The organism is Microbacterium sp. LWH12-1.2, from assembly GCF_040675825.1.
Classification (GTDB): Bacteria; Actinomycetota; Actinomycetes; order Actinomycetales; family Microbacteriaceae; genus Microbacterium.
Window position 1 is genome coordinate 1,109,102 of record NZ_JBEGIJ010000001.1, and the last position, 24,905, is coordinate 1,134,006.

22 protein-coding genes, 4 tRNA genes and 1 pseudogene are annotated in these 24,905 nt (G+C 65.1%); 13 read left to right on the top strand and 14 right to left on the bottom strand.

The genetic code is table 11. The features are described from left to right. Position 1: 1 nt before the first annotated feature. Both MRBLWH12_RS05290 and pdxY read left to right on the top strand, forming a co-directional pair. Positions 2-1,309 carry an aminotransferase class I/II-fold pyridoxal phosphate-dependent enzyme gene (locus MRBLWH12_RS05290; protein ID WP_363546887.1) on the top strand — a complete coding sequence of 436 codons (1,308 nt, stop codon included), beginning with the start codon at positions 2-4 and terminating at the stop codon, positions 1,307-1,309. 35 nt (positions 1,310-1,344) lie between these two features. Continuing rightward, a complete protein-coding gene (pdxY, locus tag MRBLWH12_RS05295; protein WP_363546890.1) occupies positions 1,345-2,196 on the top strand; it encodes a pyridoxal kinase PdxY in 852 nt (283 codons plus the stop codon). A gap of 2 nt (positions 2,197-2,198) precedes the next feature. Here pdxY and MRBLWH12_RS05300 read toward each other — a convergent pair whose 3' ends face one another. From MRBLWH12_RS05300 to MRBLWH12_RS05315, 4 genes are all read right to left on the bottom strand, one after another. Continuing rightward, complete coding sequence (locus tag MRBLWH12_RS05300) at positions 2,199-2,747, bottom strand: HIT family protein (protein WP_341974683.1); 549 nt, start codon at positions 2,745-2,747, stop codon at positions 2,199-2,201. Continuing rightward, positions 2,744-4,669: a threonine--tRNA ligase gene (thrS, locus tag MRBLWH12_RS05305; protein ID WP_363551306.1), complete on the bottom strand. Its 1,926-nt coding sequence runs from the start codon at positions 4,667-4,669 to the stop codon at positions 2,744-2,746. The genes MRBLWH12_RS05300 and thrS overlap by 4 nt, the downstream gene beginning before the upstream one ends. Positions 4,670-4,805: 136 nt before the next feature. Next, entirely contained in the window at positions 4,806-5,570 is a 765-nt protein-coding gene (locus tag MRBLWH12_RS05310; protein WP_363546894.1) for a GIN domain-containing protein, read from the bottom strand. 118 nt (positions 5,571-5,688) lie between these two features. Then, complete coding sequence (locus MRBLWH12_RS05315; RefSeq protein WP_363546897.1) at positions 5,689-6,255, bottom strand: alpha/beta fold hydrolase; 567 nt, start codon at positions 6,253-6,255, stop codon at positions 5,689-5,691. Positions 6,256-7,974: 1,719 nt separating this feature from the next. Here MRBLWH12_RS05315 and MRBLWH12_RS05320 point away from each other — a divergent pair. Together MRBLWH12_RS05320 and MRBLWH12_RS05325 are read left to right on the top strand one after the other, a co-directional pair. After that, positions 7,975-8,271, top strand: a pseudogene (locus tag MRBLWH12_RS05320) (FAD-binding domain-containing protein); the annotation flags it as partial. A 44-nt stretch (positions 8,272-8,315) separates the two neighbouring features. Next, on the top strand, positions 8,316-8,498 hold the full coding sequence (locus tag MRBLWH12_RS05325) for a hypothetical protein (protein WP_341974677.1): 183 nt from the start codon (positions 8,316-8,318) through the stop codon (positions 8,496-8,498). Positions 8,499-8,560: 62 nt separating this feature from the next. On the opposite strand, the gene MRBLWH12_RS05330 is transcribed toward MRBLWH12_RS05325, so the two are convergent. The 3 genes from MRBLWH12_RS05330 to MRBLWH12_RS05340 form a co-directional block, all read right to left on the bottom strand. Next, a tRNA-Val gene (locus tag MRBLWH12_RS05330) sits at positions 8,561-8,632 on the bottom strand. Positions 8,633-8,659: 27 nt separating this feature from the next. Then, positions 8,660-8,730 (bottom strand) — tRNA-Cys (locus MRBLWH12_RS05335). A gap of 53 nt (positions 8,731-8,783) precedes the next feature. Beyond that, positions 8,784-8,855, bottom strand: a tRNA-Gly gene (locus tag MRBLWH12_RS05340). A 151-nt stretch (positions 8,856-9,006) separates the two neighbouring features. Here MRBLWH12_RS05340 and MRBLWH12_RS05345 point away from each other — a divergent pair. Together MRBLWH12_RS05345 and MRBLWH12_RS05350 are read left to right on the top strand one after the other, a co-directional pair. Continuing rightward, positions 9,007-9,082, top strand: a tRNA-Val gene (locus MRBLWH12_RS05345). 92 nt (positions 9,083-9,174) lie between these two features. Then, the gene (locus MRBLWH12_RS05350; RefSeq protein ID WP_363546900.1) at positions 9,175-9,600 is read left to right on the top strand and encodes a GIY-YIG nuclease family protein; all 426 of its coding nucleotides are present in this window, start codon (positions 9,175-9,177) and stop codon (positions 9,598-9,600) included. 69 nt (positions 9,601-9,669) lie between these two features. Here MRBLWH12_RS05350 and MRBLWH12_RS05355 read toward each other — a convergent pair whose 3' ends face one another. Then, positions 9,670-10,056 carry an SPW repeat domain-containing protein gene (locus tag MRBLWH12_RS05355; protein WP_363546903.1) on the bottom strand — a complete coding sequence of 129 codons (387 nt, stop codon included), beginning with the start codon at positions 10,054-10,056 and terminating at the stop codon, positions 9,670-9,672. 234 nt (positions 10,057-10,290) lie between these two features. Between MRBLWH12_RS05355 and MRBLWH12_RS05360 the strand changes: the two genes are divergently transcribed. Next, complete coding sequence (locus MRBLWH12_RS05360) at positions 10,291-11,433, top strand: DUF1611 domain-containing protein (RefSeq protein WP_363546905.1); 1,143 nt, start codon at positions 10,291-10,293, stop codon at positions 11,431-11,433. Between the two features lie 24 nt (positions 11,434-11,457). On the opposite strand, the gene MRBLWH12_RS05365 is transcribed toward MRBLWH12_RS05360, so the two are convergent. From MRBLWH12_RS05365 to zapE, 3 genes are all read right to left on the bottom strand, one after another. Then, complete coding sequence (locus MRBLWH12_RS05365; protein WP_363546908.1) at positions 11,458-12,027, bottom strand: type II toxin-antitoxin system PemK/MazF family toxin; 570 nt, start codon at positions 12,025-12,027, stop codon at positions 11,458-11,460. 23 nt (positions 12,028-12,050) lie between these two features. Beyond that, positions 12,051-13,286: an ammonium transporter gene (locus tag MRBLWH12_RS05370; RefSeq protein WP_363546911.1), complete on the bottom strand. Its 1,236-nt coding sequence runs from the start codon at positions 13,284-13,286 to the stop codon at positions 12,051-12,053. Positions 13,287-13,400: 114 nt separating this feature from the next. After that, positions 13,401-14,456: a cell division protein ZapE gene (gene zapE, locus MRBLWH12_RS05375; protein ID WP_363546913.1), complete on the bottom strand. Its 1,056-nt coding sequence runs from the start codon at positions 14,454-14,456 to the stop codon at positions 13,401-13,403. A gap of 147 nt (positions 14,457-14,603) precedes the next feature. Here zapE and MRBLWH12_RS05380 point away from each other — a divergent pair, with 147 nt between their 5' ends. Together MRBLWH12_RS05380 and MRBLWH12_RS05385 are read left to right on the top strand one after the other, a co-directional pair. Further along, the gene (locus MRBLWH12_RS05380; protein WP_363546916.1) at positions 14,604-15,497 is read left to right on the top strand and encodes a sulfurtransferase; all 894 of its coding nucleotides are present in this window, start codon (positions 14,604-14,606) and stop codon (positions 15,495-15,497) included. Positions 15,498-15,532: 35 nt separating this feature from the next. Continuing rightward, a complete protein-coding gene (locus MRBLWH12_RS05385) occupies positions 15,533-15,964 on the top strand; it encodes a SufE family protein (RefSeq protein WP_341974643.1) in 432 nt (143 codons plus the stop codon). On the opposite strand, the gene MRBLWH12_RS05390 is transcribed toward MRBLWH12_RS05385, so the two are convergent. Continuing rightward, a complete protein-coding gene (locus tag MRBLWH12_RS05390; RefSeq protein WP_363546919.1) occupies positions 15,948-17,102 on the bottom strand; it encodes an alpha/beta hydrolase in 1,155 nt (384 codons plus the stop codon). The genes MRBLWH12_RS05385 and MRBLWH12_RS05390 overlap by 17 nt on opposite strands. A gap of 25 nt (positions 17,103-17,127) precedes the next feature. Between MRBLWH12_RS05390 and MRBLWH12_RS05395 the strand changes: the two genes are divergently transcribed. From MRBLWH12_RS05395 to MRBLWH12_RS05410, 4 genes are all read left to right on the top strand, one after another. Further along, the gene (locus tag MRBLWH12_RS05395) at positions 17,128-17,709 is read left to right on the top strand and encodes a DUF3000 domain-containing protein (protein WP_341974640.1); all 582 of its coding nucleotides are present in this window, start codon (positions 17,128-17,130) and stop codon (positions 17,707-17,709) included. After that, the gene (locus tag MRBLWH12_RS05400) at positions 17,702-18,895 is read left to right on the top strand and encodes a ribonuclease D (protein WP_363546922.1); all 1,194 of its coding nucleotides are present in this window, start codon (positions 17,702-17,704) and stop codon (positions 18,893-18,895) included. The genes MRBLWH12_RS05395 and MRBLWH12_RS05400 overlap by 8 nt, the downstream gene beginning before the upstream one ends. Positions 18,896-18,969: 74 nt before the next feature. After that, positions 18,970-20,175 (top strand): thiolase family protein, encoded by a 1,206-nt coding sequence (locus MRBLWH12_RS05405; protein ID WP_341974637.1) that lies wholly within the window; start codon positions 18,970-18,972, stop codon positions 20,173-20,175. 5 nt (positions 20,176-20,180) lie between these two features. Beyond that, positions 20,181-22,325, top strand: coding sequence for a 3-hydroxyacyl-CoA dehydrogenase NAD-binding domain-containing protein (locus tag MRBLWH12_RS05410; RefSeq protein ID WP_363546925.1), 2,145 nt, complete (start codon positions 20,181-20,183; stop codon positions 22,323-22,325). A 49-nt stretch (positions 22,326-22,374) separates the two neighbouring features. Here MRBLWH12_RS05410 and MRBLWH12_RS05415 read toward each other — a convergent pair whose 3' ends face one another. Continuing rightward, positions 22,375-23,997, bottom strand: coding sequence for a GMC family oxidoreductase (locus MRBLWH12_RS05415; RefSeq protein ID WP_363546927.1), 1,623 nt, complete (start codon positions 23,995-23,997; stop codon positions 22,375-22,377). Then, positions 23,994-24,905 carry a YegS/Rv2252/BmrU family lipid kinase gene (locus MRBLWH12_RS05420; RefSeq protein ID WP_363546930.1) on the bottom strand — a complete coding sequence of 304 codons (912 nt, stop codon included), beginning with the start codon at positions 24,903-24,905 and terminating at the stop codon, positions 23,994-23,996. The genes MRBLWH12_RS05415 and MRBLWH12_RS05420 overlap by 4 nt, the downstream gene beginning before the upstream one ends.

The following is a 24,905-nucleotide window of genomic DNA, read 5'->3' on the forward strand; positions in this document are numbered from 1 at the left end:
CATGAACCACGAGATCACAGGCTCGACTGCGGCCGATATCGCCGCCAGCGTGCGCGGGCTCAGGGAGCGCGGGGCGCTGCGTCCGGGGAGCCCGCTGCCGCCGGTTCGGGAGCTCGCCGCCACCCTCGGAGTCAATCGCAACACCGCCGTCGCCGCATATCGACAGCTGGCGCAAGCCGGGCTGGTCATCTCGCGCGGACGCGCAGGCACCGTGATCGCCGGCGTCGACGCCGTCGCCCAGGAGGGATACGCCGCAGACAACGTGCTGCGCGATGTCGGCACCGGCAACCCGGATGCCCGACTCATCCCCGATCCCTCCCCTGCCCTTGCCACCGTCACCGGCCGCCCCGTGCTCTACGGTGAACCGGTCATCGACGGCGCGCTCGAGACGTGGGCGCGGAACTGGGTGGCGTCCGACCTCGGCGAGTCCGACTTCCGCATCACGATCACCAGCGGGGCGGTGGATGCCGTCGAACGACTTCTCGCGCAGGCGTTGATGCGCGACGACGCCGTGGCACTGGAGGATCCCTGCTTCCTGGCCAGCATCCACACCGTGCGCCTCGGCGGCTACCGAGCGATCGCCGTGCCGGTGGACGATGAGGGGATGACGGTCGACGGTCTGCGCGCGGCACTGGATGCCGGAATCCGTGCGGTGATCTGCACGCCACGCGCGCAGAATCCGACCGGGGCGAGCATGTCCGCGCAGCGTGCGGCCGACCTGCGCGCCGTGCTGGCGGATCACCCCTACGTCCTGATCATCGAGGACGATCATTTCTCGATGCTGTCGCAGCGCCCGCATGAATCCCTGATCGGACCCGGTCATCGTCGTTACGCGCTGGTGCGGTCGGTATCGAAGTTCCTCGGCCCCGACATGTGCCTCGCCGTCGCCGCGACCGACCCGGAGACGGCCGAACGGCTGGCCATGCGGCTGAGCCCCGGCACCACGTGGGTGAGTCACCTGCTGCAGCGGCTCACGCTCGCTCAGGTGACCGATGCCGATGTGATGGCACGCATCGCCGCCGCCGGACGCCACTACGCCGAGCGCAACGAGGCGTTCGCGGTGCGGCTGCGTGAGCTCGGCCTCCGCGTCCCGTCGACGGACGGGCTGAGTCTCTGGGTGGAGCTTCCGCAACCGGCCCGGCTCGTGTCGGAACGGCTGATGCGCCGTGGGTGGCTGGTGCGCACCGGCGACGACTTCGCTCTCGACGACCGCGCAGAACCATCTCACCATATTCGTCTGACCGTGCATGACCTGTCGGACGACGACACGGCCACGCTCGTGTCCGATCTGGCAGCGGCGATCCGCTGACGTCATCCGGCACTGTCTGATGGCAGGATCGAAGGATGAAGATCCTCTCCATCCAGTCGGCCGTCGCCTACGGCCACGTCGGCAACTCGGCCGCGGTCTTCCCGCTGCAGCGCATCGGCGTGGAGGTGCTGCCGGTCTACACGGTGAACTTCTCGAACCACACCGGCTACGGCGCCTGGCGGGGTCCGCTGATCGCGCCGGATGACGTTCGCGAGGTCATCACCGGCATCGAGGAGCGCGGCGTCTTCGGCGAGATCGATGCGGTGCTTTCCGGGTATCAGGGTGGCGAGGGCATCGGAGACGTGATCATCGACGCCGTATCTCGCGTGAAGGCCGCGAATCCGAAGGCCGTCTACGCGTGCGATCCGGTGATGGGGAACGCGAAGTCGGGGTGCTTCGTGGCACCGGCGATCCCCGTTCTGCTCCGTGAGCGCGTCGTGCCGGTCGCCGACATCATCACGCCGAACCAGTTCGAACTCGGCTTCCTCACCGGCACCGAGCCGGACACGCTCGAATCCACCCTTGCCTCGGTGGACGTCGCGCGGGCGATGGGGCCGCGGACCGTCCTCGTGACGAGCGTCGAGCGTCCCGATCGAGAAGAGGGCACCATCGAGATGCTCGCGGTCGACGATGAGGGCGCCTGGATCGTGCAGACACCGCATCTGCCGATGAAGGCGAATGGGTCAGGTGACGTCACCGCAGCGCTGTTCACAGCGCACTACGTGCAGACCGGCAGTGCCCAGACAGCGCTTGAGCGCACGGCGTCCAGCGTCTACGATCTGCTCAAGGCGACCCTCGAATCCGGCGAACGGGAACTCCAGCTCATCGAAGCGCAGGAGTTCTACGCGAACCCGCAGATGCAGTTCACCGCCCGCCAGGTGCGCTGAGGCTACTGCGGCCAGGCCGCAGCCACCGCGTGCCGCACTTCGCCGAGCAGCTGGGGCAGCGCCTTGGTCTTCGCGATGATCGGGAAGAAGTTGGCATCGGATGTCCACCGCGGCACCACGTGCTGGTGCAGATGACCGTCGACTCCCGCGCCGGCGACGGCGCCCTGATTCATGCCGAGGTTGAAGCCGTCGCAACGCGAGACCTCGCGGAGGACCCGCATCGCCGTCTGCGTCAGCGCGCCGATCTCGGCGACCTCTTCCGCCGTGGCCTGGTCGTACGTCGCGATGTGCCGGTACGGGCACACCAGCAGATGACCTGAGTTGTACGGGAAGAGGTTCAGCAGCACGTACGCCGTCTCTCCGCGGGCCACGATGAGCCGGTCGACATCGTCGTGCTTCGGAGCCTCGCAGAACGGGCACTCCTCGCGCAACGGCTCGGGCCCCGCCTGGATGTACGCCATCCGGTGCGGGGTCCACAACCGCTGGAACTCGTCCGGGACACCGGCGAGGTGCCCGGACGCCTCCAGCGGCTGCTCCGGCGTATCTGTCACGCCAGATCCCCTACTGTCTGCACGAGCGTGTGCGCGTCGATGGCGGCACGGATGCGAGCCACGGCATCCGCGATCGGCACTCCGTTCTCCTGAGTGCCGTCACGGTAGCGGAACGAGACCGTCCCCGCGTTCCGATCCTGCTCCCCCGCGATCAGCAGCAGCGGGACCTTGCCAGTGGTGTGCGTGCGGATCTTCTTCTGCATCCGGTCGTCGGAGACGTCGAGTTCCGCACGGACGCCGTGGGATCGCAGGGTATCGATGACCTCGCCGAGGTAGTCGGCGTAGTCGTCTGCGATCGGGATGCCGACCACCTGCAGCGGCGAGAGCCACACCGGGAAGTCACCGGCGTAGTGCTCGAGCAGGATGGCGAAGAATCGCTCGATCGAGCCGAACAGCGCACGGTGGATCATGATCGGGCGCTTCCTCTGCCCGTCCTTGTCCATGAACTCGAGGTCGAAGCGCTCCGGCAGGTTCGGGTCGACCTGAACCGTCGACAGCTGCCACACACGACCGATGGCGTCGCGCGTCTTCAGGTCGATCTTCGGGCCGTAGAAGGCTGCTTCGCCGGGAACTTCTGTCAGCTTCAGACCGGACGCCACGGCGACGCGTCGCAGGGCATCCGTCGAGCTCTCCCAGAACTCGTCGGAGCCGATCCACTTCGACTTCTCGTCGTCCTTCATCGACAGCTCGAGCTCGAAATCGGTGAGGCCGAAGTCGCGCAGCATCGAGAGGATGAACTCGAGGACCTTGGCGACCTCTTCTTCGAGCTGATCGGGGGTGACGAAGAGGTGCGAGTCGTCCTGGGTGAAACCGCGCACGCGGGTCAGACCGTGCAGCGCCCCGGAGAGCTCATTGCGGTAGACCGTGCCGTTCTCGGCGAAACGCAGAGGCAGGTCGCGGTAACTGCGCGCACGTTCCTTGTAGATCAGGATGTGCATCGGGCAGTTCATCGGCTTCAGGTAGTAGTCCTGGCCCTGCTTGGTGATCTCACCGTTCTCGTCGCGCTCCTCGTCCATGACGATCGGCGGGAACATGCCCTCCTTGTACGTGACGAGGTGGTTCGAGGTCAGGAAGAGGTCTTCCTTCGAGATGTGCGGCGTGTAGACGTAGGTGTAGCCGCCCTCGATGTGGCGCTTCCGCGCGTGCTGCTCCATCTCGCCGCGGATCATGCCGCCACGCGGATGCCAGACGCTCAGGCCCGAACCGATCTCCTCGGGGAAGGAGAACAGGTCGAGTTCCTTGCCCAGGCGACGGTGATCGCGCTTGGCGGCCTCCTCCAGCCGGTGCTGGTAGGCGCGCAGCTCGTCCTTCGACGGCCAGGCCGTGCCGTAGATGCGCTGCAGCTGCGGGTTCTTCTCGCTGCCGCGCCAGTAGGCGGCGGCGATGCGAGTGAGGTCCCAGCCGTTGCCGATCATGCGAGTGTTTGGCAGGTGCGGCCCTCGGCAGAGGTCCTTCCAGACGACCTCGCCGTCGCGGGTGGTGTTGTCGTAGATCGTGAGTTCGCCCTCGCCGACCTCGACGGAGGCGCCTTCTGCTGCTTCCTTACCGCCCTTGAGTCCGATCAACTCGAGCTTGAAGGGCTCATCGGCGAGTTCCGCGCGGGCCTCGTCGTCCGTGACGACGCGACGGACGAACCGCTGTCCCTCGCGGACGATGCGCTGCATCTCCTTGGTGACGGCCTTGAGATCTTCCGGGGTGAACGGATGCTCGACGCCGAAGTCGTAGTAGAAGCCGTCGGTGATGGGCGGGCCGATGCCGAGATTCGCCTGCGGGTTGATCCGCTGCACCGCCTGCGCGAGCACGTGCGCCGCCGAGTGACGGAGGATGTTCAGTCCGTCTGGGCTGTCGATCGTGACCGGCTCGACTTCGTCGCCGTCGGTCAGTGTCGTCGCGAGGTCCTTGAGAGTGCCGTTGACGCGCATGGCGACGACGGATCGATCAGAGAACAGGGCGAAGCCGTCTTTCGGCTGGGCATCTTCAGGCACAGAGAATCTCCATCTAGAGGGTCATCTCCAGGTTACTCGCCCGCGCGGTGCCGGCTCGCCTCGCGAACCCGCCTCAGCGCCGCACGAGGTCGCCCGAGCCGGAGATGCTCTTCGTCACGCGCGGATCGCCGGCGTACTCGACGTCGCCGCTCCCGTCGATGATCACGTCGAGCGTGTCGGAGACGAGCAGCTCGGCATCGCCGGCGCCGCGCGTGACGATCCGCGTATTGGCGCTCTGCAACTCGAGGGCCTCGTAACCGCCTGCCCCTCGGATCTCGACGATCTGATCCGTGGTGCTGCCGTTGATGCTGATGCCGCCCGAACCGTCGATCCGCGCGGTGAGTGCGCGGACTGCCGCTTCCGCGGCTATCGAACCCGAGCCGTCGACGGTGAGCGAGGCAGTCTGTCCGTCGATTCCGGTGGCATCGACGCTCCCTGATCCTTTGACGAGGATGATCGGGTCGGACGCCCCGGCGAAGTCGGCCGTGGCGTCGCCCGAGCCCAGCACGGAGAGTGAGGTCAGCGAGGTCACGGTGAGGTCGTAACGGATCTCGCCGAGGTACTCGAAGAACTCCCCTTGCGTGCCGAGGCGTAGCACACCGGCGGACACTTCCGCGGTGAGCAGATCGATCACCTTCGCTCCGGCAGTCACCGTCAGCGATGGTGCGTTCCCCAGCGTGATGTGAAGGCTGCCGCCCGTATCCAGCTCGACAGCGGACACATCGTCGATCGTCAGGCTCTCGGTGACTCTGGGGCCTGCGCCGAACGACGTGCATCCGGTGAGCGCCGACCCGATGAGAAGGACGGCAGCAGAGAGGACGAGAAGACGTGATCGCATGGGCGTCAGCCTAGGCTCGCGCTCCGATGCCTCGACAGCTACGCGGGTATCAACTCTCCGTCCTACCCGGGTATGGGGGCGATTGCGCAGCGGCGATGCAGGCCGGGAACTCCGACGCCTATTCTCGTCGTTCCGATACCCGTTCGAGCGCATCGGCCACCTCTTCGGGGTGGCTCAGCGGAGCGCAATGGCTTCCTGGAATCTCCTCCGGCTCGATACCCAATCGGCCCCGCACCATGCGACGCATGAAAGCGGCAGGGAAGAACCGGTCATCGCGACAGAGGAGAAAGGCCGCCGGCACGTCCGGTAGCGCATCCCGCGGCCACGGCGTCGACATGGCCGCCGCCGAAGGATGCGCCCGCTCGCGCGACATCGCCTCTTCGGCAAGCACACGAGGAACGTCGTGATAGAAGCTGATGAACGGATCGCTGTTGCCCGTGAGCCCGCCATCGACGGCGGCTTGCGCGGTCACCGCCTCGGCGGAGCCGGTGTTCCCCCACCACTCCTCCGGCGATTCGCCGGGCCGCGGCACCATGCCCGCGAGGAAGACGATCTGCTCCACCGGCCGGAGCGCGGCCACCAGCGGAGCGGTGAAGCCTCCGAACGAGTGCCCCACGACAACAGGCTGAGAGCGGGCGAGAGGGAGGGGGGGGGGAGTGTGTCCACCATCATATCTCACACACATCTCTATAAAGCCGTCAGACTGAGCAGAGCTGTGCGTGCGCGAGCGATGTGAGCGCGAGAGTGAGCGCGAACACACCAATGGGGCAGGGAGGGGGCGAGGGTGTGGCGAGGCGAGGCGGATGCCAAGAATCACACACACACACAACACACACACACTATCAACAATGACGTTGCTGGGTCTGATGAATGAATATCACACCTCTATCGGCGACGCGTTGAGCGTCAAATAGATAGATGAGAGTGACGATATGAGGAGAGAAGGTTGTTATTGTTGGTTACACAGCGATGCGATGTGAGAGTGAGAGGGTATATATCTCTCATGGTGTATATTGGTATGGACACTATGACTACTATCTCTCACAAGCTAGTAAAATGAGAGAGATAGTGGAGGGGAGGGAGAGGAGGGAAAAAGAAAGAAATATCTATCTTGTGAGGGAGGTAGAGTGTGACGCACAAAACGTCTTCTAAGACTGACCCTTGAAATAGAATGAAAGATATAAGAGTGGAGATAGAGAAAGGGGAGGAGATATAAATTTATATATTTTTTTTTTTTTTTGAGTTAGAATATATGAGAAGGAGAGTGCGCGTGTGAGGAAGGGGAAAAGATGAGGGAATGTTTTTAGAGGTTGGGTGAAGAGTAAATAGATAAATGATCTATAGAGGTGAGTGAGAACACACAGGATGACAAGTGCGGCGTAGGGGGGGGATATTCTATTTTGTGGGGATTATGAGAGCGAGTGCGATGAGACGCTGATGGAGCGTAGTAGAGGGACACAGTATATCAAGAGAGTGGCGTAAAGTCGGGTATGAAAAGATGAGAGGGGGAAATTAGGAGGTGAAAGTATTAATAAAGGATAGATAGGTGATAGGATGAAGGGATGGAGGGAGAGTAGAAGAGTATATAGATAAATGGAGAGAAGGAGGGGAGAGAGGGGGAGATGATAGAAGGAGATGAAAGAATGAGGAGAGATTAAGGAATATTAGGGTGAAGGAGAGTGGGAAATTAATGAAGGAGGTTGAAGATAGTGGAGGGAAGAGAGGGGGGATTAAGGTAAGTAGGGAAGTTAGAATTGAGTAGTTATGTGAGAGAGGAGGGAGGTAGGATGAGTGGGAGAGAAGGAAAGGAAGAAGAGATAGTGAAGTAAGGTAGTAAGAAGTAGATAGTGTAGGTGATAAAAGTAGGAGGAGAGGAAGAGAATGGAAGTAAAAGGTTAAAAAGGGAGGTAAGAAGTTGAGGTATGGGAGTGAGGTGAATGAAGTAGAATGTATAGGTTAAGGAAAATAGTAAAGTATGGATGTTTGGTAGGAGTGTAGGGTGAAAGGAGTAAGGAGAGAGTAGTAGTAGTAGAGAGTGTAGATTGTAAGAAAAGTAAAGAAGAGGTAGTGAGTAATGAGTAGAGGGAGGATAAAATAGGGAGGTGGGGGGGATGAGGTGAAAATGATAGGTGATGGATAGTTTGAATAAGAAGTAGTAGAGAAGTGGGGTAAGGGAGTTGAGAGGGTGGAGGTTGAGAAGGATATAGAGGTAATAAGGAAAGAATGGAATAGTGTTTATGAGTATGTGGAGTGATTTAAAGTGAAGAAAGAGGGTTTAATGGAGATTAGTGTTGAAATGAAGAAGGTAGATAAGGAGAAAAAATAGGAGTAAGGGTTTGTGTTGTATAGGAGATAAGATTATGGATATTACGGGAGGAGATGGGTAAAGAGAGGAAGATTTGTCCTTCTCATCGACTGGCGACGCGGTGAAGAGTGGTTCTGGGACACCCTGGTCGACGCCGATGGGGCGAACAATCCGTTCAATTGGCAGTGGGTGGCAGGTTCCGGTGCGGATGCCGCACCGTACTTCCGTATCTTCAACCCTGAGCTGCAGGCGAAGAAGTTCGACGCCCAGAGCCTGTATGTCTCCCGATGGGCCCCGGACTCCGGCGCTGAGGCGATCGTGGATCTGCGCGAGACTCGAAATGCGGCGCTCGACGCCTACGACGTCGTGAAACGGGCGGCGCGCGACAACGGGTGACCGGCGCGGCGTGCATAGTTCAGTCGCGGGTTTACTCTGGGCGCATGGACAACGGGTCGTTTCTCTTCGCGTTCATCGCCGTGCCGTTCTGGCTCGGCCTGGCCGCCGGCGCAGTGGTCGCGGTGTTTGGCCTCGCATTCGGCCTTGTGTTCGCCATCAACTCGTTGATCGGCGCGGTGATCTCGGGTCTCATCGCATCTCATCGGGCGCGCCGCGCGAACCGCTAGGACTCGAAGGTGGTCTCTCGCCGGAAACGCAAAAACCCCCGGAAAACCGGGGGTTTTGTCTGTGCGCGATACTGGGATCGAACCAGTGACCTCTTCCGTGTCAGGGAAGCGCGCTACCGCTGCGCCAATCGCGCCCGTTTGGGCTATTCATTTTTGCGACGAGGTGGCGACGGGATTCGAACCCGTGTAAACGGCTTTGCAGGCCGGTGCCTAGCCGCTCGGCCACGCCACCGTGTGGATTGACCCCACGTGCTTCGAGTCTCCAAGAGAAACTCACTGCACTCGAGCGGATGACGAGATTCGAACTCGCGACCCTCACCTTGGCAAGGTGATGCGCTACCACTGCGCTACATCCGCATTTTGTTCCCGGTTGTCCCGGGCACTTATGAAACATTAGCCGAAGATCGCCGCATGGCCAAACCGGCCGCGTATCTCGCGCGTGTCTCTCAGAGTGGTCAGCGAGACGAGTTCGAGTCAGGTAATATCGGTTGTCGACCCCCTGGGTCATGGGCGATTGGCGCAGTTGGTAGCGCGCTTCCTTCACACGGAAGAGGTCATCGGTTCGAGTCCGGTATCGCCCACCACTACCCCCGAGATCATCGATCTTCGGGGGTTTCCGCTGTCCAGGACTCTGTCAGGTCAACGCAGTGTCGCAACCCGCGCGTACCGTCGACCCGTGGTGACGAACAGCCGACTACCCGGTCCCTGCAACCTCTGCGCCAACGAGTTCGGGGCGCGCATTGGCGGGGCCTGGATATGCGCGGTATGCGGCTGGCGATACGGCGACGTTCCCGACCACGATCTCCCCCGACCCGTGATCGAGGTCGTCTACTACATCCGCTACGACCGCAGGGTGAAGATCGGAACGAGTCGACGTCCCCGTCAGCGACTAGCGAGCATCCGGCATGAAGAGCTGCTCGCGTTCGAGCGCGGGGGTCGTCCTGTCGAACAGCGGCGGCATCGGGAGTTCGCGGCGGCTCGCGAAGGCGGCGAGTGGTTCACGCTCACCGCCGACCTCCGTGCCCACATCAGTACCCTTCGGAAACGCGGCGACCCCTGGTCGCTCTACGCACGGTGGTTGAGCGAAGCGCTGCGATCGTGATCCTCACCCGATCAAAGTTCACGCGAAAGGATGGCCTCCCGGGGCCGTGAGGCCCCGGGGAAGCCACCCTCAAGCAGTAGCGACGCGCGTGCGAGCACCTGCCGGCTGCGACTGTGAGAACAGCACGACGACGATGACGGCGGCGCCGACGACCACGTGCGGCAGCCAGACGTTCAATGCTTCGCCGGCGAACCCGAAGATCCACGGCGAAAGGGCGAGAAACAGACTGGCAGCGACGTCGAAGACGAGGTGCACCGGCATCGGGATGAACCCGAACGGTCCCCACTCGTACTTCGTGAACAGGCTGTAGACGATGAGGCCGACGCCGAGGACGATCGGGATGACGACGGCCGCGCCGCCGACGGACGCGAATCCGAAGACCCAGGGGGCGGCGATGAGAGCGACGCCGACGATGTAGTCGAGAATGCCGTGGACCTTGGTCGGGATGAAACGCATGATTCCTCCTTGGGATGCGGCCGCGGAAGCGACTCACAGAGAGTTCGGCGTGCGAGGCCCATCGGATTGGATCGCGATCGTGCGTCCGTGATTCACAGCCGCTGCGGATACGCGCCTGCTACGGTGCAGTAGTCGGCATTTTGCCGATCATCAGGGAAGACTTCTCGTCGACCGACAGCTTTCAACGGCCCTCCGTTTCTTGTCGCCTCCTCTGTGCGACCGTTGAGGAACCCGATGAATTCGTCGTCCCCAGTCCATACGACCGTGCTCAGTGACGCGGCAATCCTTCCCGTCGGCGCCACCGCAGTGGTCTACTGCGAAGGCCAGTTCGGCGAGCAGGACGGCAAGACCGCGAACGGTCTCATCCGCCACTCCGAGAAGTACGACATCCTCAGCGTGATCGACAGCACGCGGGCAGGCGCCGACGCCGGGATGTTCCTCGACGGCACCCCCAACGGCATCCCGATCCTCGCGAACCTCGCACAGTCCGTCGTTCACGCCGACCGCGTCCCGGACTACCTGATCTGCGGCGTTGCCCCGGCCGACGGTCTCCTCTCGCCCGCGCAGCGCGTCGTCCTGCTCGACGGGATCGCCCGCGGCATGCACATCATCAACGGGCTGCATGAGTTCCTCAACGACGATGCCGAGTTCGCTGCCGCCGCATTGCTGGCCGGCGTCACCATCACCGACGTCCGTCGCCCGCGCAGCATGCACGAACTCCACCTGTTCTCCGGTCGGATCTTCGATGTCACCTGCCCGCGCATCGCGGTGCTCGGCACCGACGGCGCGATCGGCAAGCGCACGACCTCGACTCTCCTGGTGCAGGCGCTGAATGCGCGCGGCATCCACGCCGTGATGGTCGGCACCGGGCAGACGACGATCATCCAGGGCGGCAAGTACGGCGTGGCCCTCGACGCACTCGTGCCGCAGTACTGCTCGGGTGAGGTGGAGAACCAGGTCGTCGCCGCGTTCGAAGGCGAGAATCCCGACATCATCATCGTCGAGGGCCAGGGCGCGCTCAGCCACCCTGCCTACATCACTTCGGCACACATCCTCCGCGGCAGCCAGCCCGCAGGCGTCATCGTCCAGCACGCTCCGAAACGGCGCACGCTCGGCGACTTCCCCATGGTCAAGATGCCCACAGTCGCCAGCGAGGTCGCATTGATCGAGGCGTTCGCCGACACGAAGGTCATCGGCATCACCGTCAATCACGAGGGCATGGCCGCCGACGAGATCGGCGAGGCCATCGACGCCATCGAACTCGAACTCGGCCTTCCGGCCACGGATCCGCTGACCAGGCCCCTGAACGATCTCGTCGAGATGGTGCTGCAGGCCTTCCCGCAGCTCGCGCACGCGCCGCTTGCGACGCGCGGCTGAGCGCCGGCGCCAGGGGCGAGGCCCCTACTCCCCCGCTCGCCACCCGTAGCGATTCCTGAGCGCTGCGGTCACACGACCGTAGCGCTGAGGATCGAGCACAGCGGCCTCTCGGCGCAACCCGTCCTCGTGCACGCTGTACAGCTGCTCGATGTCGACCCAGGATTCGCGACCTTGCGCATCCCAGGAACCTGAACCGATGGACAGGTAGTCGCGGTCACCGTCATGCGAGCGACTGGTCATGCGGACGGCGTACACGCGCTCCGCTGACGCGCGAGCGATCACCAGCACAGGACGATCCTTGCCGCGACCGTCATTCTCCTCATAGGGCACCCAGGTCCAGACGATCTCTCCGGCATCCGGGGCGCCGTCCTGGTCCGGCGCATAGGCGATCCGCAGATCACGGACGCCGTCGGGGTCGACGCGTACCGTCGCGGTGTCGCCGTCACTTCCGCGATCAGCGCCCTCCTCGCCGACCGACCGCAGACGCGCATCCGGCCGTCTCGGACGCACAGGCGTCCGAGACGGCCGCTCAGATCCGAGTGCCTTGAGCAGGATCTCGGCGAGGGTGGCCAGGATGCTCTTCGAGGAAGTCACCCGGCCACCCTAGCCGCAGGTCCCTACTCCGCGAGGGCGTAGCCCTCTTCGCCGTGCACGACCAGGTCGACGCCGGCGATCTCGTCCTCGTTCGTGACTCGGAAGCCGATCGTCTTCTCGATGGCGAAGCCGATGATGAAGGACACGATGAACGAGTAGAGCAGCACCCCGCCGGCTGCGATCGCCTGCACCGTGAGCAGCCGCAGATCACCGCCGGTGAACAGGCCCTGCTCCGTGGCGAAGAATCCCAGGTAGAGCGTCCCGAGAAGACCGCCGACGAGGTGGATGCCGACGACGTCGAGCGAGTCGTCGAAGCCGAGACGGAACTTCAGCTCGACCGCCAGAGCGCAGGCGATACCGGAGAGCGCGCCGAGCAGCAGCGCCCAGCCGGGGCTGAGGTTCGCGCAGGCAGGCGTGATCGCGACCAGACCCGCGACCGCACCGGAGGCGGCACCGACCGAGGTGGCCTTGCCATCCTTGATGCGCTCGACCAGGATCCAGCCGAGGATCGCGGCGGCCGTGGCACCCAGGGTGTTGATGCCGATGAGTCCGACCTTGCCCATGTCCTCGGAGAGCCATTCGGCGCCCGCATTGAACCCGAACCAGCCGAACCAGAGGAGCGCCGCACCGAGCAGCGTCAGCGGGACGTTGTGCGGCTTGAGGATGCCCTTCTGGAACCCGATGCGCTTGCCGAGCACGAGCGCGAGCGCCAGAGCGGCGGCACCGGCATTGATGTGCACCGCGGTGCCACCGGCGTAGTCGATCACGGCGATGCCGCTGTCCTCACCGAACAGGGTGGTGCCGAGGTTCATGATCCAGCCGCCGCCCCAGACCCATGCGGCGACCGGGAAGTAGCCGACAGTGGCGAACACGCCGGCGAAGATGAGCCACGGGCCGAAGCGCGCGCGGTCCGCGATGGCTCCTGAGATCAGGGCGACCGTGATGATCGCGAAGGTCGCGCCGTACGCGACGCCGATGAGTGCGACGTTGGAGCCTTCACCGCTGGCGAGGCCGTTCAGCCCGAAGTCGGCGAAGGGATTGCCCGCGAACTGGCCGGGGCTCTCGACCGCGCTCATCGAGAATCCGAAGAGCACCCAGAGCACGGCCACCAGCCCGATCGAGCCGAAGCTCATCATCATCATGCTGACGACGCTCTTCGCCTTGACCAGGCCGCCGTAGAAGAAGGCGACGCCGGGCGTCATCAGCAGGACAAGGGCGGTCGCGGTGATCGCCCAGGAGATGTTGCCGGGTGAATCCATGTCAAACCTCACATTCGGGTAACTGAGAGCTTCAGTGTGGAGATGCCCGGTTACCGATGTGAGCGAGGTGTGTTTCGGGAACGTTACGCCGTGCGGCGGCGTGTGAACTTCGTGTTACGCGGGGCTGCTGTCCTGCGCAGAATGCGTCAACGCGTTGAGGCGGGAGATGGCGCGCAGGTACTTCTTGCGGTAACCACCACCGAGCATCTCGTCCGCGAACACCTGCTCCAGGCTGACCCCCGTCGCGACGATCGGGATCTGCGCGTCGTACACGCGGTCCACGAAGGCCACGAAACGCAGCGCCTCGGACTGATCGGTGAGCACATGCACGTCACGCAGCCCGACGAGGTCCAGTCCGTCGATCACCCGCAGGTACCGCGACGGGTGCACGCGAGCGAGGTGGCGGATGACATCACCGAACACGTCGTCGGATGCGGTCCCCGTACTGCCGGCATCCGTCACCGCGCGGGCGTACTGCTCCTGATCGCTGACCACGGCATGTCCGTCGAGGGCGCGTTGGCGGAAGTCCACGCCGTCGATGCGCAGCGTCTGGAAGCTGTCCGACATCGCGTGGATCTCGCGGAGGAAGTCCTGTGCGGCGAAGCGCCCCTCACCGAGGGCGTTGGGCGGGGTGTTCGAGGTCGCCGCGAGCCGAGTGCCGGTCGGAACGAGCTCGCCGAGCAGCCGCGTCATCACCATCGTGTCGCCCGGATCGTCGAGCTCGAATTCGTCGATGCAGATCAGGTCTGCGCCCTTGAGGAGGTCGACGGTGTTCTTGTAGCCGAGAGCTCCGACCAGTGCGGTGTACTCGATGAAGGATCCGAAGTACTTCCGACGGGCCGGCATCGCGTGATAGATCGATGCGAGGAGGTGAGTCTTTCCGACCCCGAACCCGCCGTCCAGGTAGACGCCGGGCTTCAGCTCCGGTTCCTTCTTCGCCCGGCTGAAGAAGCCGCCTCGCTTCGCAGGCGTTCCACGCCCCGCGAAGCGGGCCAGGGTTTCCTTCGCCTCTTCCTGGGAGGGGTAGGCAGCATCGACACGGTAGCTGTCGAACGTCGCGGTATCGAACTGCGGGGGCGGCACGAGGCTCGCCAGCATCTCGGGACCCGTCACATTGGGCTGGCGCTCGGTCAGGTGCACGATGCCTGGGCGGCTCGTCGTCTCAGTCATTCGGTTCCTGAATCGGGGGCTGGCTGTGTCGAAGTCTTACGAATCGGGTGCAGCGCACACAGCGGGGATCTATCGTCGAAGGGACGGCTCCAACCTTACGCCGTCGGCATCCGCACCATCGCTCGCCCACCCTTTGAGGAGACCCCCGTGGCCATCGAGTTCGATACGACTTCCGCCAAGTTCGCCGAATACGCCGAACCCGGCCGACTCGTGACCACCGATTGGCTCGCGGAGCGCCTCGGAACACCCGGCCTCGTCGTGGTCGAGTCCGATGAAGACGTCCTTCTCTATGAGACCGGCCACATTCCCGGTGCGGTGAAGGTCGACTGGCACACCGAGCTCAACGACCCCGTCGTGCGCGACTACGTCGACGGCGAGGGCTTTGCCGCTCTCCTCAGCCGCAAGGGCATCTCACGCGACGACACGGTCGTGATCTACGGCGACAAGAACAATTGGTGGGCGGCATACGCGCTCTGGGTCTTCTCCCTCTTCGGACACGAGGATGTGCGACTGCTCGACGGTGGCCGCGACCGCTGGATCTCGGAGGGACGGGAGATCACGCGCGACAACCCGACTCCGACGGCGACCGTCTACCCGGTGGTCGAACGCGACGATTCGATCATCCGCGCCTACAAGGAAGACGTTCTCGCGCACATCGGCAATCCCCTGATCGATGTGCGCTCGCCCGAGGAATACAGCGGTGAGCGCACCACGGCTCCCGCCTACCCCGACGAGGGAGCGCTGCGTGCCGGTCACATCCCCACCGCGCAGAGCGTCCCCTGGGCGAAGGCAGTGGCTGAGGACGGCGGTTTCAAGAACCGCGCCGAACTCGAGGCCATCTACCGCGACGGTGCCGGCCTCCGCGATGGGGACGACGTGGTGGCGTACTGCCGTATCGGTGAGCGCTCGAGCCACACATGGTTCGTACTCACGCATCTCCTCGGCTTCGAGAACGTCCGCAACTACGACGGCTCCTGGACGGAGTGGGGCAGTGCCGTGCGCGTGCCGATCGTCACGGGCACGGAGCCTGGCGCACTCTGAGCATGTGAGTCGCTGGCCGTGGGAGAATGTCAGGGATGAGTACCACCGCCGTTCCTGACTCTCTCGCGGAGATCCGCGACGCGTTCCTGGAGACCCCGGAGACCGATCGCCTGCTGCTCCTGCTGGAGTTCTCCGACGAGCTCCCACCGGTCTCGGACGAGGTCGCGCAGCATCCCGAGATGTACGAGCGCGTGGCCGAATGCCAGTCCCCCGTGTACATCTACGTGGAGGTCACCGACGACGTCGTGACCATGCACGCGACCGCACCGCCCGAGGCGCCGACGACACGCGGCTTCGCCAGCATCCTCGTGCAGGGCCTCACCGGTCTGACAGCCGACGAGGTGCTCGCGATCCCCGACGACTACCCGCAGTCCATCGGCTTGACCAAGGCTGTGTCCCCGCTTCGCATCGGCGGCATGACCGGGATGCTCATGCGGGCGAAGAAGCAGGTCAGGCAGAAGCGCTGAAGCCCTGCTCGGTCACCCAGTCGGTGATCGCCCTGGTCCAGCTCACCTGGTCGTAGTTCCACAGCTTCGTGTGCCGTGCGACGGAGAAGTGCGGCATCGTGACGAGGTCCGGCCGCGCCTCCTGCAGGGCGTGGGACGCGTCGGAGGGCACGAAACCGTCGTCATCGCTGTGCAGGATCAGGATCGGCATGGTGAGCTCATCGGCACGGGCAACCATGTCGAGGCGGTCGAAAGGAATCGCCTCCTCCGCACCGCTCAGGCGCGCCGTCAGCGGAAGCGACAGCGCACTCATCGCGAGGTCGGGCAGCGGCGCACGCATCCCCGCCTCTCGCGCCTGGAATCGCAGCACGGTGCGCCAGTCGATCACCGGGGAGTCCAGGATGAGGCCGGCGATGCGATCGCGATTGCCGGAGTTCACCGCTACCTGAAGAGACACCGCGCCGCCCATCGACCAGCCCATCAGCAGCACGCGGTCAGCGCCGTGACGCAGTGCGTAGCCGATTGCCGCGTCGACGTCACGCCATTCGGCGGCGCCCAGGGCATAGGCTCCCCCGCGGCTGCGCGGAGCCTCGCCGTCGTTCCGGTAGGAGACGACGAGATTCGGCAGCCCGAGAGCGTGCAGCACCGGAACGGCGCGCAGGCATTCGGCACGGGTGACGCCGCGACCGTGCACCTGGATCACCCAGGTCGACGACGTCGCGGGGAAGAACCACGCAGGGCACGGACCAGCCGGTGAACCGATGAGCACGCTCTCCCAGCGCAGGTGCAGTTCGCTCGGCGACGAGTAGTACCACCCGCTGAACCCTGCATCGCGGTCGACCCGCGCGCCGGACTCGATCTGCGTGAGCAACTTGCGACGCACGGTGGTCGCGTCGGCGCTGAGGACCGCGCCGAGCTTCACATAGCCGTAGGTGCCGGTCGTGAACAGGCCGTAGCGGCCGGGCAGCTCGGTGTCGGGGGTGCGGGTGAGTTCGATCGTCTGCGCTCCGGTGTCGACGGCGAGGATCGCGGTGTCGGGAGCGCGGCGAATGGGCGTGACGACACGTCGGGCCACGCCGAACACGATGAACGCCAGCGCCGCCCCGAGCGCAAGGAGAGCGGGGACAAGGAGCGCAACGGCGTGCCTGAGACTCTTCATCGCTTCCTGACTCTAGCCTGTCGCTGTGACCGCACATCCCGATGCCGGGGCCCTTTTCGAAGCGGCGACGACCGAACTGCGTGAGACCGTCTTCCGTGCCGACATCACCGTGCGCGAGATTCCCACTCCGCAAGGACTCGCGCCGTTCGCGATCGCGCTCGCCGCGGACGTGCGACCGGGCAGCGATGGTGAATCGGTGTACGGCACCGGCCGCTTCGTGCTGCTGCACGACCCTGACGCTCCAGATGCGTGGGGCGGCGCCTGGCGCATCGTCACGTTCGCCCAGGCTCCGCTGGAGACGGAGATCGGCACAGACCCGCTGCTGGCCGACGTCACCTGGTCGTGGCTGGTCGATGCGCTCGACTCGAGGGATGCGATCTACCATTCGGCATCCGGCACGTCCACGAAGACCCTCTCGAAGGGTTTCGGCGGCCTCGCGGTCGAAGGAGACGGTGCACAGATAGAATTGCGGGCGTCCTGGACACCGGATGGCCCGTTCCGACCGCACGTCGAAGCATGGGCCGAGTTGGTCGGGATGCTGGCGGGACTTCCGCCCGGTTCCGAGGACATCGCCGTGATCGGCGCGCGAAAGGCTGCACGTGACTGATTACTCCGTGATCACGGATGCCGGGGAGTTCCGTGCGGCCTGTTCCGCACTCGCCGCAGGCACCGGACCGGTTGCAGTCGACGTGGAGCGCGCCTCCGGCTTCCGTTACTCCCAGCGCGCCTACCTGGTTCAGGTCTTCCGCCGAGATGCGGGCGTGTTCCTCTTCGACCCGCCGCCGCTCGGCGACTTCGCGCCGCTGCAAGAGGCGATCGGCGATGAGGAGTGGGTCTTCCACGCTGCCAGTCAGGATCTCCCCTCCCTCCGGGAACTCGAACTCTCCCCCGCCTCGATCTTCGACACGGAGCTCGCCGCTCGCCTGCTCGGCCACGAGCGGGTAGGACTCGCCGCTGTCGTCGAATCCACGCTCGGCATCACGCTGAAGAAGGAGCATTCGGCCGCGGACTGGTCGACGAGGCCGCTCCCCGCTTCGTGGCTCGAGTACGCCGCACTCGACGTCCTTCACCTGGTCGATGTGCGTGATGCCCTCGCTGCCGAACTCGCGGAGCAGAGCAAGACGGAGTTCGCTGCCGAGGAGTTCGCGGCGACGCTCACCCGCCTTCCGAAGCCGCCGCGGGAAGATCCGTGGCGCCGGCTGAGCGGCCTGCACCAGGTCCGTGGAGCACGTAACCTCGCCGTCGCGCGGGAGCTCTGGGTCGCGCGCGAGACGTTCGCGCAGGATCAGGATGTCTCCCCTGGCCGCCTCGTTCCTGACCGTTCCCTCGTCGCAGCCGTGATGGCGAACCCGCAGAGCAAACAGGCTCTCGCCGCGCTCAAGGATTTCCAGGGGCGCGCAAGCCGCTCTCAGCTCGATCGCTGGTGGCAGGCCATCACGACGGGTCGGGAGACGACCGAGATCCCCCGTGAGCGCGTGCCCAGCGATGCCCTGCCCCCGCCTCGCGCGTGGTCGGATCGCAATCCCGAAGCCGATGCTCGGCTGAAGGCTGCACGACCCGTCGTCGAAGCTGTCGCGGAGGAACTCGGAATGCCCACCGAGAACCTGTTGACCCCGGAGTTCCTCCGTCGGGTGGCATGGGAGCCGCCGGGATCCAGCGCCGAGGAGATCGGCGAAGCGCTCACAGCGCTCGGCGCTCGCCCCTGGCAGATTGCACAGACTGCACAGAAGATCGCGGCTGCCTTTGTAGAAGCTGCGCAACCGGCCCCCGAGCCCGACGCACCCGCTTCGTAGGTTCGATCCAAGCGATTCCTCCCGGTTTTTCGGGCCTCCATAGACTGAGGGCTCCGCACAAACTTGGAGGCAGAGTGGCCGAGATCTCGGACGTCTTCTTCGTCGATGGAATGCGCACGCCCTTCGGGCGCGCCGGCGAAAAAGGCATGTACTGGAACACCCGCGCTGATGACCTCGCCGTCAAGGCGACCATCGGCCTGTTGGAGCGGAACGCGGCGGTTCCGACCGACCGCATCGATGATGTGGCGATCGCCGCGACCTCGCAGACCGGAGACCAGGGCCTCACGCTCGGGCGCTCGGTGGCACTGCTCGCCGGGCTCCCGCAGACCGTTCCCGGCCTCGCCGTCGAGCGCATGTGCGCCGGCGCGATGACCAGCGTCACGACGATGGGCGCATCGATCGGCATCGGCATGTACGACTTCGCCCTCGCCGGCGGTGTCGAGCACATGGGACACCACCCGATCGGCGGCAATGCCGACCCGAACCCCCGCTTCGTCGCGGAGAAGATGGTCGACCCCGGCGCCCTCAACATGGGAGTCACCGCTGAGCGCATCTTCGACCGCTTCCCGCACCTCACCAAGGAGCGTTCGGACCGCTTCGGGATGCTCAGCCAGCACAAGGTGCAGGCTGCGTACGACGCCGGAAAGATCCAGCCTGATCTCGTCTCGGTCGCGACGAAGACGGCCGACGGCGCCTGGGGCCTCGCCACCGAGGACGAGGGCCGCCGCCCGCAGACCACGATGGATGACCTCGCCGCGCTGAAGACACCGTTCCGTCCGCATGGACGCGTCACCGCCGGTACCTCCTCGCCGCTCACGGATGGCGCGACGATGTCGCTGCTGGCCGGCGGCGGCGCAGTCAAGGAGTTCGGCCTGGCACCGAAGATGCGCATGGTCTCGTTCGCATTCGCGGGCGTTCAGCCGGAGATCATGGGCATCGGTCCGATCCCCTCCACGGAGAAGGCTCTGAAGAAGGCCGGTCTCGACATCTCCGACATCGGCCTCTTCGAACTGAACGAGGCTTTCGCGATTCAGGTCATCTCGCTCCTCGACCACTTCGGGATCGCCGACGATGACCCCCGCGTGAACCAGTGGGGTGGGGCGATCGCGCTCGGACATCCGCTCGCCGCGTCCGGCGTACGTCTGATGATCCAGCTCGCCGCGCAGTTCGCCGAGCGTCCGGACGTCCGGTACGGCCTGACCGCGATGTGCGTCGGCCTCGGCCAGGGCGGCTCGGTCATCTGGGAGAACCCGCACTACAACGGCAAGAAGAGGAAGTAGTCGCGATGACGAACTACGAAGAGATCGACTTCTCCCCCATCCAGGCCCTCACCGAGGGTGAGGTCGTCACGCACTCTCCCGTGCGCGACGTCCGTCTCGCCTCCGGCAAGGTGCTCGCGCTGGTCACGCTCGACAACGGCCGCGATCACAACCGCCCGAACACCCTCGGCCCGGCGACCCTCACCGAGCTCGGCGAGACGCTGGATGCTCTCAAGGTGCGCGCCGCCGCTGGCGAGATCCAGGCGGTCGGCGTCACCGGAAAGCAGTACATCCTGGCCGCCGGCGCCGATCTGTCCGACATCAGCAAGGTCGGCTCGCGCGACAACGCACGCCTGATCGCGCAGCTCGGTCACAAGGTTCTCGGCAAGTTGTCGGATCTGGGTGTTCCCTCCTTCGCCTTCGTCAACGGCCTCGCCCTCGGCGGAGGTCTGGAGATCGCGCTGAACTCGACCTACCGCACGGTCGATTCCTCGGCGGCCGCGATCGCACTGCCCGAGGTGTTCCTCGGCATCATCCCCGGCTGGGGCGGCGCGTACCTGCTGCCGAACCTGATCGGCATCGAGAACGCTCTCGAGGTCGTCATCTCGAACCCTCTCAAGCAGAACCGGATGCTCAAGCCGCAGCAGGCATTCGACCTCGGGATCGTCGACGCGATCTTCCCCGCGGCGAACTACCTCGAGAACTCGCTCGCCTGGGCGGACGCCGTCCTCGGCGGCAAGAAGGTCGATCGCAAGAACGAGCCAGGCAAGATCGAGCGGCTGACGAAGTGGCCGATCGCGATCAAGATGGCCCGCGGCATGCTGGAGTCGAAGATCGGCACCGTGCCGAAGTCCCCCTACGTCGCCCTCGACCTTCTGGACAAGGCGAAGAGCGGAACGAAGGCGGACGGGTTCGCACGTGAAGACGAAGCGCTCGCCGATCTCGTCGCCGGCGATCAGTTCGCGGCATCCATGTACGCCTTCGATCTCGTGCAGAAGCGGGCGAAGCGCCCTGTCGGTGCTCCGCCGAAGGAACTGGCGAAGAAGGTCGCCAAGGTCGGCATCATCGGCGCCGGTCTCATGGCGAGCCAGTTCGCTCTGCTGTTCGTGCGCAAGCTGCAGGTGCCGGTTCTGATCACCGACCTGGATCAGGCCCGCGTCGACAAGGGCGTGGCATACATCCACGAGGAGATCGGCAAGCTCGAGGCCAAGGGTCGTCTGGATGCCGACGCAGCGAACAAGCTGCGTGCGCTGGTCACCGGCACGACCGACAAGAGCCTCTACGCGGACTGCGACTTCGTCATCGAAGCCGTGTTCGAGGAGGTCGGCGTCAAGCAGCAGGTGTTCGGAGAGATCGAGAAGATCATCGCGGAGGACGCCATCCTCGCGACCAACACCTCGTCGCTGTCCGTCGAAGAGATCGGCTCGAAGCTCGCTCACCCCGAGCGTCTGGTCGGGTTCCATTTCTTCAACCCGGTCGCGGTGATGCCGTTGATCGAGATCGTGAAGACGCCGGCGACCTCGGAGGCCGCGCTCGCCACTGCGTTCGTCGTCGCGAAGAACCTCGGAAAGAACGCCGTGCTCACGGCCGACGCTCCCGGATTCGTCGTGAACCGCCTGCTGGCCAAGGTCATGGGCGAGGCTGCGCGTGCCGTCTACGAGGGCACGCCGGTGGCCGACGTCGAGAAGGCGTTCGCACCGCTCGGCCTGCCGATGGGGCCGTTCCAGCTCATCGACCTCGTCGGCTGGAAGGTCGCCGCTCACGTGCAGGACACCATGGTGCACGCGTTCCCGGATCGCTTCTACGCCAACGAGAACTTCCACGCGCTCGCCCAGCTCGATGCGGTCGTCGAGAAGGACAGGGGCGGTCGAGTGACCGGTTGGACCAAGCAGGCCGAGAAGGTCATCAAGTCGGCTGTGGGCTCCACTCCCGCATCCGCCGCGACGATCCTCGGCCGCGTGCAGGATGGGCTCGCGCAGGAGATCAAGCTGATGCTGGACGAGGGCGTCGTCCCCGAGGTCGAAGACATCGACCTCTGCCTGATCCTCGGAGCAGGCTGGCCGTTCATCGACGGTGGTGCATCGCCGTACCTGGACCGCGAGGGCGCGTCGGAGAGGGCCTTCGGCGGCTCCTTCCACACTCCGCAGATCCGCGGGATCGATCACCGCTGATCGCTTGAGAAGAAGGGGGCCGCGCTGAGCGCGGCCCCCTTCTGTGCGTCTACTGCGCGGGGCGCTCGTCCTCTTCACCGGAGCGCGGCCAGAAGGACATCGCCCTCTCCGCGAGCGCGGTGATCGTCAACGAAGGATTCACGCCCGGGTTCGCCGGCACAGCGGCACCGTCGACGACGTGCAGCCTCGGATGACCCCACACACGGTGGTAGCGGTCGACGACCCCGGTCTCCGGCGTCTCCGAGATCACCGCACCACCCAGAAAATGGGCGGTCAGCGGGATGCCGAAGACCTCCGGCCATGACCCTCTGGCCTCGGTGGGCACGCCACCTTCCTGCTGCACCCGCGCGGCGATCGCCGCTGCTGCGCGATGCGCTTGCGGGAGATAGCTCGGGTTCGGCTCACCGTGTCCTTGCGCACTCGTCATCACCAACCGCCCGAACCGTCGCCGCAGCGACAACGTGAGCGAATTGTCTGCGGTCTGCATGACCAGCGCGATGATCCCGCGTTCACTCCAGCGGTGGAGTGATCCCAGCCGGAACTGACGAATCGGCGCACGAAGAACCCGGCCGACGAGCCCGAGAAGACGTCGTCCGAGTCGCTGGTCACCAGGCACCATGACCGACGCGAGCGCGCCCATCAGGTTCGATCCGGGGCCGTACCGCACGTTCTCGACGTGCGTACGTTCGTCGACATGGAACGATGTCGTGATCGCCACGCCGCGAGCGAGCTCGAGGGATTCCGGTACGGCGACCGCGACCGCTCCGTCGAGGGCCTCGGAGTTCGTCCTCGTGAGACGTCCGACGGCATCCGAGACTCCCGGGAGAGCACCGGATTGCTTCATCCGGTGCAGAAGCTGCTGGGTACCCCAGGTGCCCGCCGCCAGCACCACCTGGCGGGCGTGCACTGTCCGCTGCCCGCGGCGCAGCCAGGCACCGCTGCGCTGCGTCGTGACGGCGAATCCGCCGTCCGCGAGCTCGCGGACGTCCGTCACCGTTCGCAACGGCTCGATGACCGCACCTCGGCGCTCGGCGAGAGCCAGGTAGTTCTTCATCAGCGTGTTCTTCGCGCCCACCCGGCATCCGACCATGCAGTTGCCGCAGAGCGTGCAGCCGGTGCGCGCCGGGCCCTCACCGCCGAAGTAGGGATCAGCCGTGCGCTCGCCCGGCCTGCCGAACCACACGCCGACCGGTGCGTGGCGGAAAGTGCTCCCCACACCGAGATCCTCGGCGGCACCGGCCATGATGCGCTCGACAGGACCCGTGTGCGGGTAGCGCTCGACCACGCCGAGCATCCTCTTCGCCGTCGCGTAGTGCGGGGCGAGTTCCGTCTCCCAATCCGCCAGCGAGCCCCACTGCGGATCCGCGAAGAACGCGCCGCCGGGCTGGTACAGGGTGTTGGCGTAGTTCAACGATCCGCCGCCCACGCCGGCGCCCGCGAGGATCATCACGTGCGGGAGGCGATGGATGCGCTGGATCCCGAAGCAGCCGAGCGCAGGCGCCCACAGGTAGCGACGTACGTTCCAATTGGTCTTGGCGAAGTCGTCGTCCTCGAAGCGCCGTCCCGCCTCGTACACCAGGACGCGGTAGCCCTTCTCGACGAGTCGGAGAGCCGCGACCGAGCCGCCGAAACCCGATCCGATGACAACGACGTCTTCGTCGTACTCGATCATGCAGAAACCTCCGGTGCCGCTGGCACCATCACGGTCAGCGCGGCCGGGCGCACACTAATGGTGCATGCATCCTCGCCGATGCGCTCGCCGTCGGCGTAGACGACGAGTCCGGGGGCGCTCACGGTGACCTCGCGCACGCGGTCGTGTCGTACCTCCGGGCGCGTGAAGTGCGTCCCGCGCAGGAGCAGGGGGAAGAGAGTCAGGAGACGGATGCGCGAGAGCGGCGCGACCCGGACGACGTCGAGCATCCCGTCATCGGGTGCTGCCCCGACGCACACAGGCATCCCGCCTCCGTAGCTGGCGGTGTTGCCGACGGCGATCAGTGTCCCGGCGGCGTTCGTCGGAGCGGCGCCGTCGAATCCGACCGAGAACTCCATCGGACGCAGCCGCGCGAGCTCGATGAGCAACGCCACGTAGTACCGCAGCGCGCCATGCGGCCAACGGAGCCGATTCGTGCGGTCGCTGACCTTCGCGTCGAACCCGAGAGCTGCGATAGTGAGAAAAGAGGCAGTGCGCTCCGCCGTGCGGATCGTGCCGACGTCGACAGCTCTGCGCACACCGGTCCGCGCAAGTTCCGCCGCGGCGATCGGGTCGTGTCGTGGCAGGCCGAGCGCCCGAGCGAGGTCATTGCCGGTTCCGGCCGGCACCAGCGCGACGGGGACGGAAGCGGCACAGACGAGGTCGAGGATGCCGGACAGGGTTCCGTCGCCGCCCACGACCACGAGTACCCGGGGATTCGCGCCGAGCGCCTGCGCCGCCAGCACCAGGCTCGACGCCGCCGAATCCCCTGTGTAGACCTTCACTTCGGCGCCACCAGCTCGAAGGTGGGCAACGGCGGCGTCGGCCTCTCTGCGCCCTCGCCCCTTGCCCGCGAACGGATTCGACAGCACCGCGATGTGCTCGGCCAC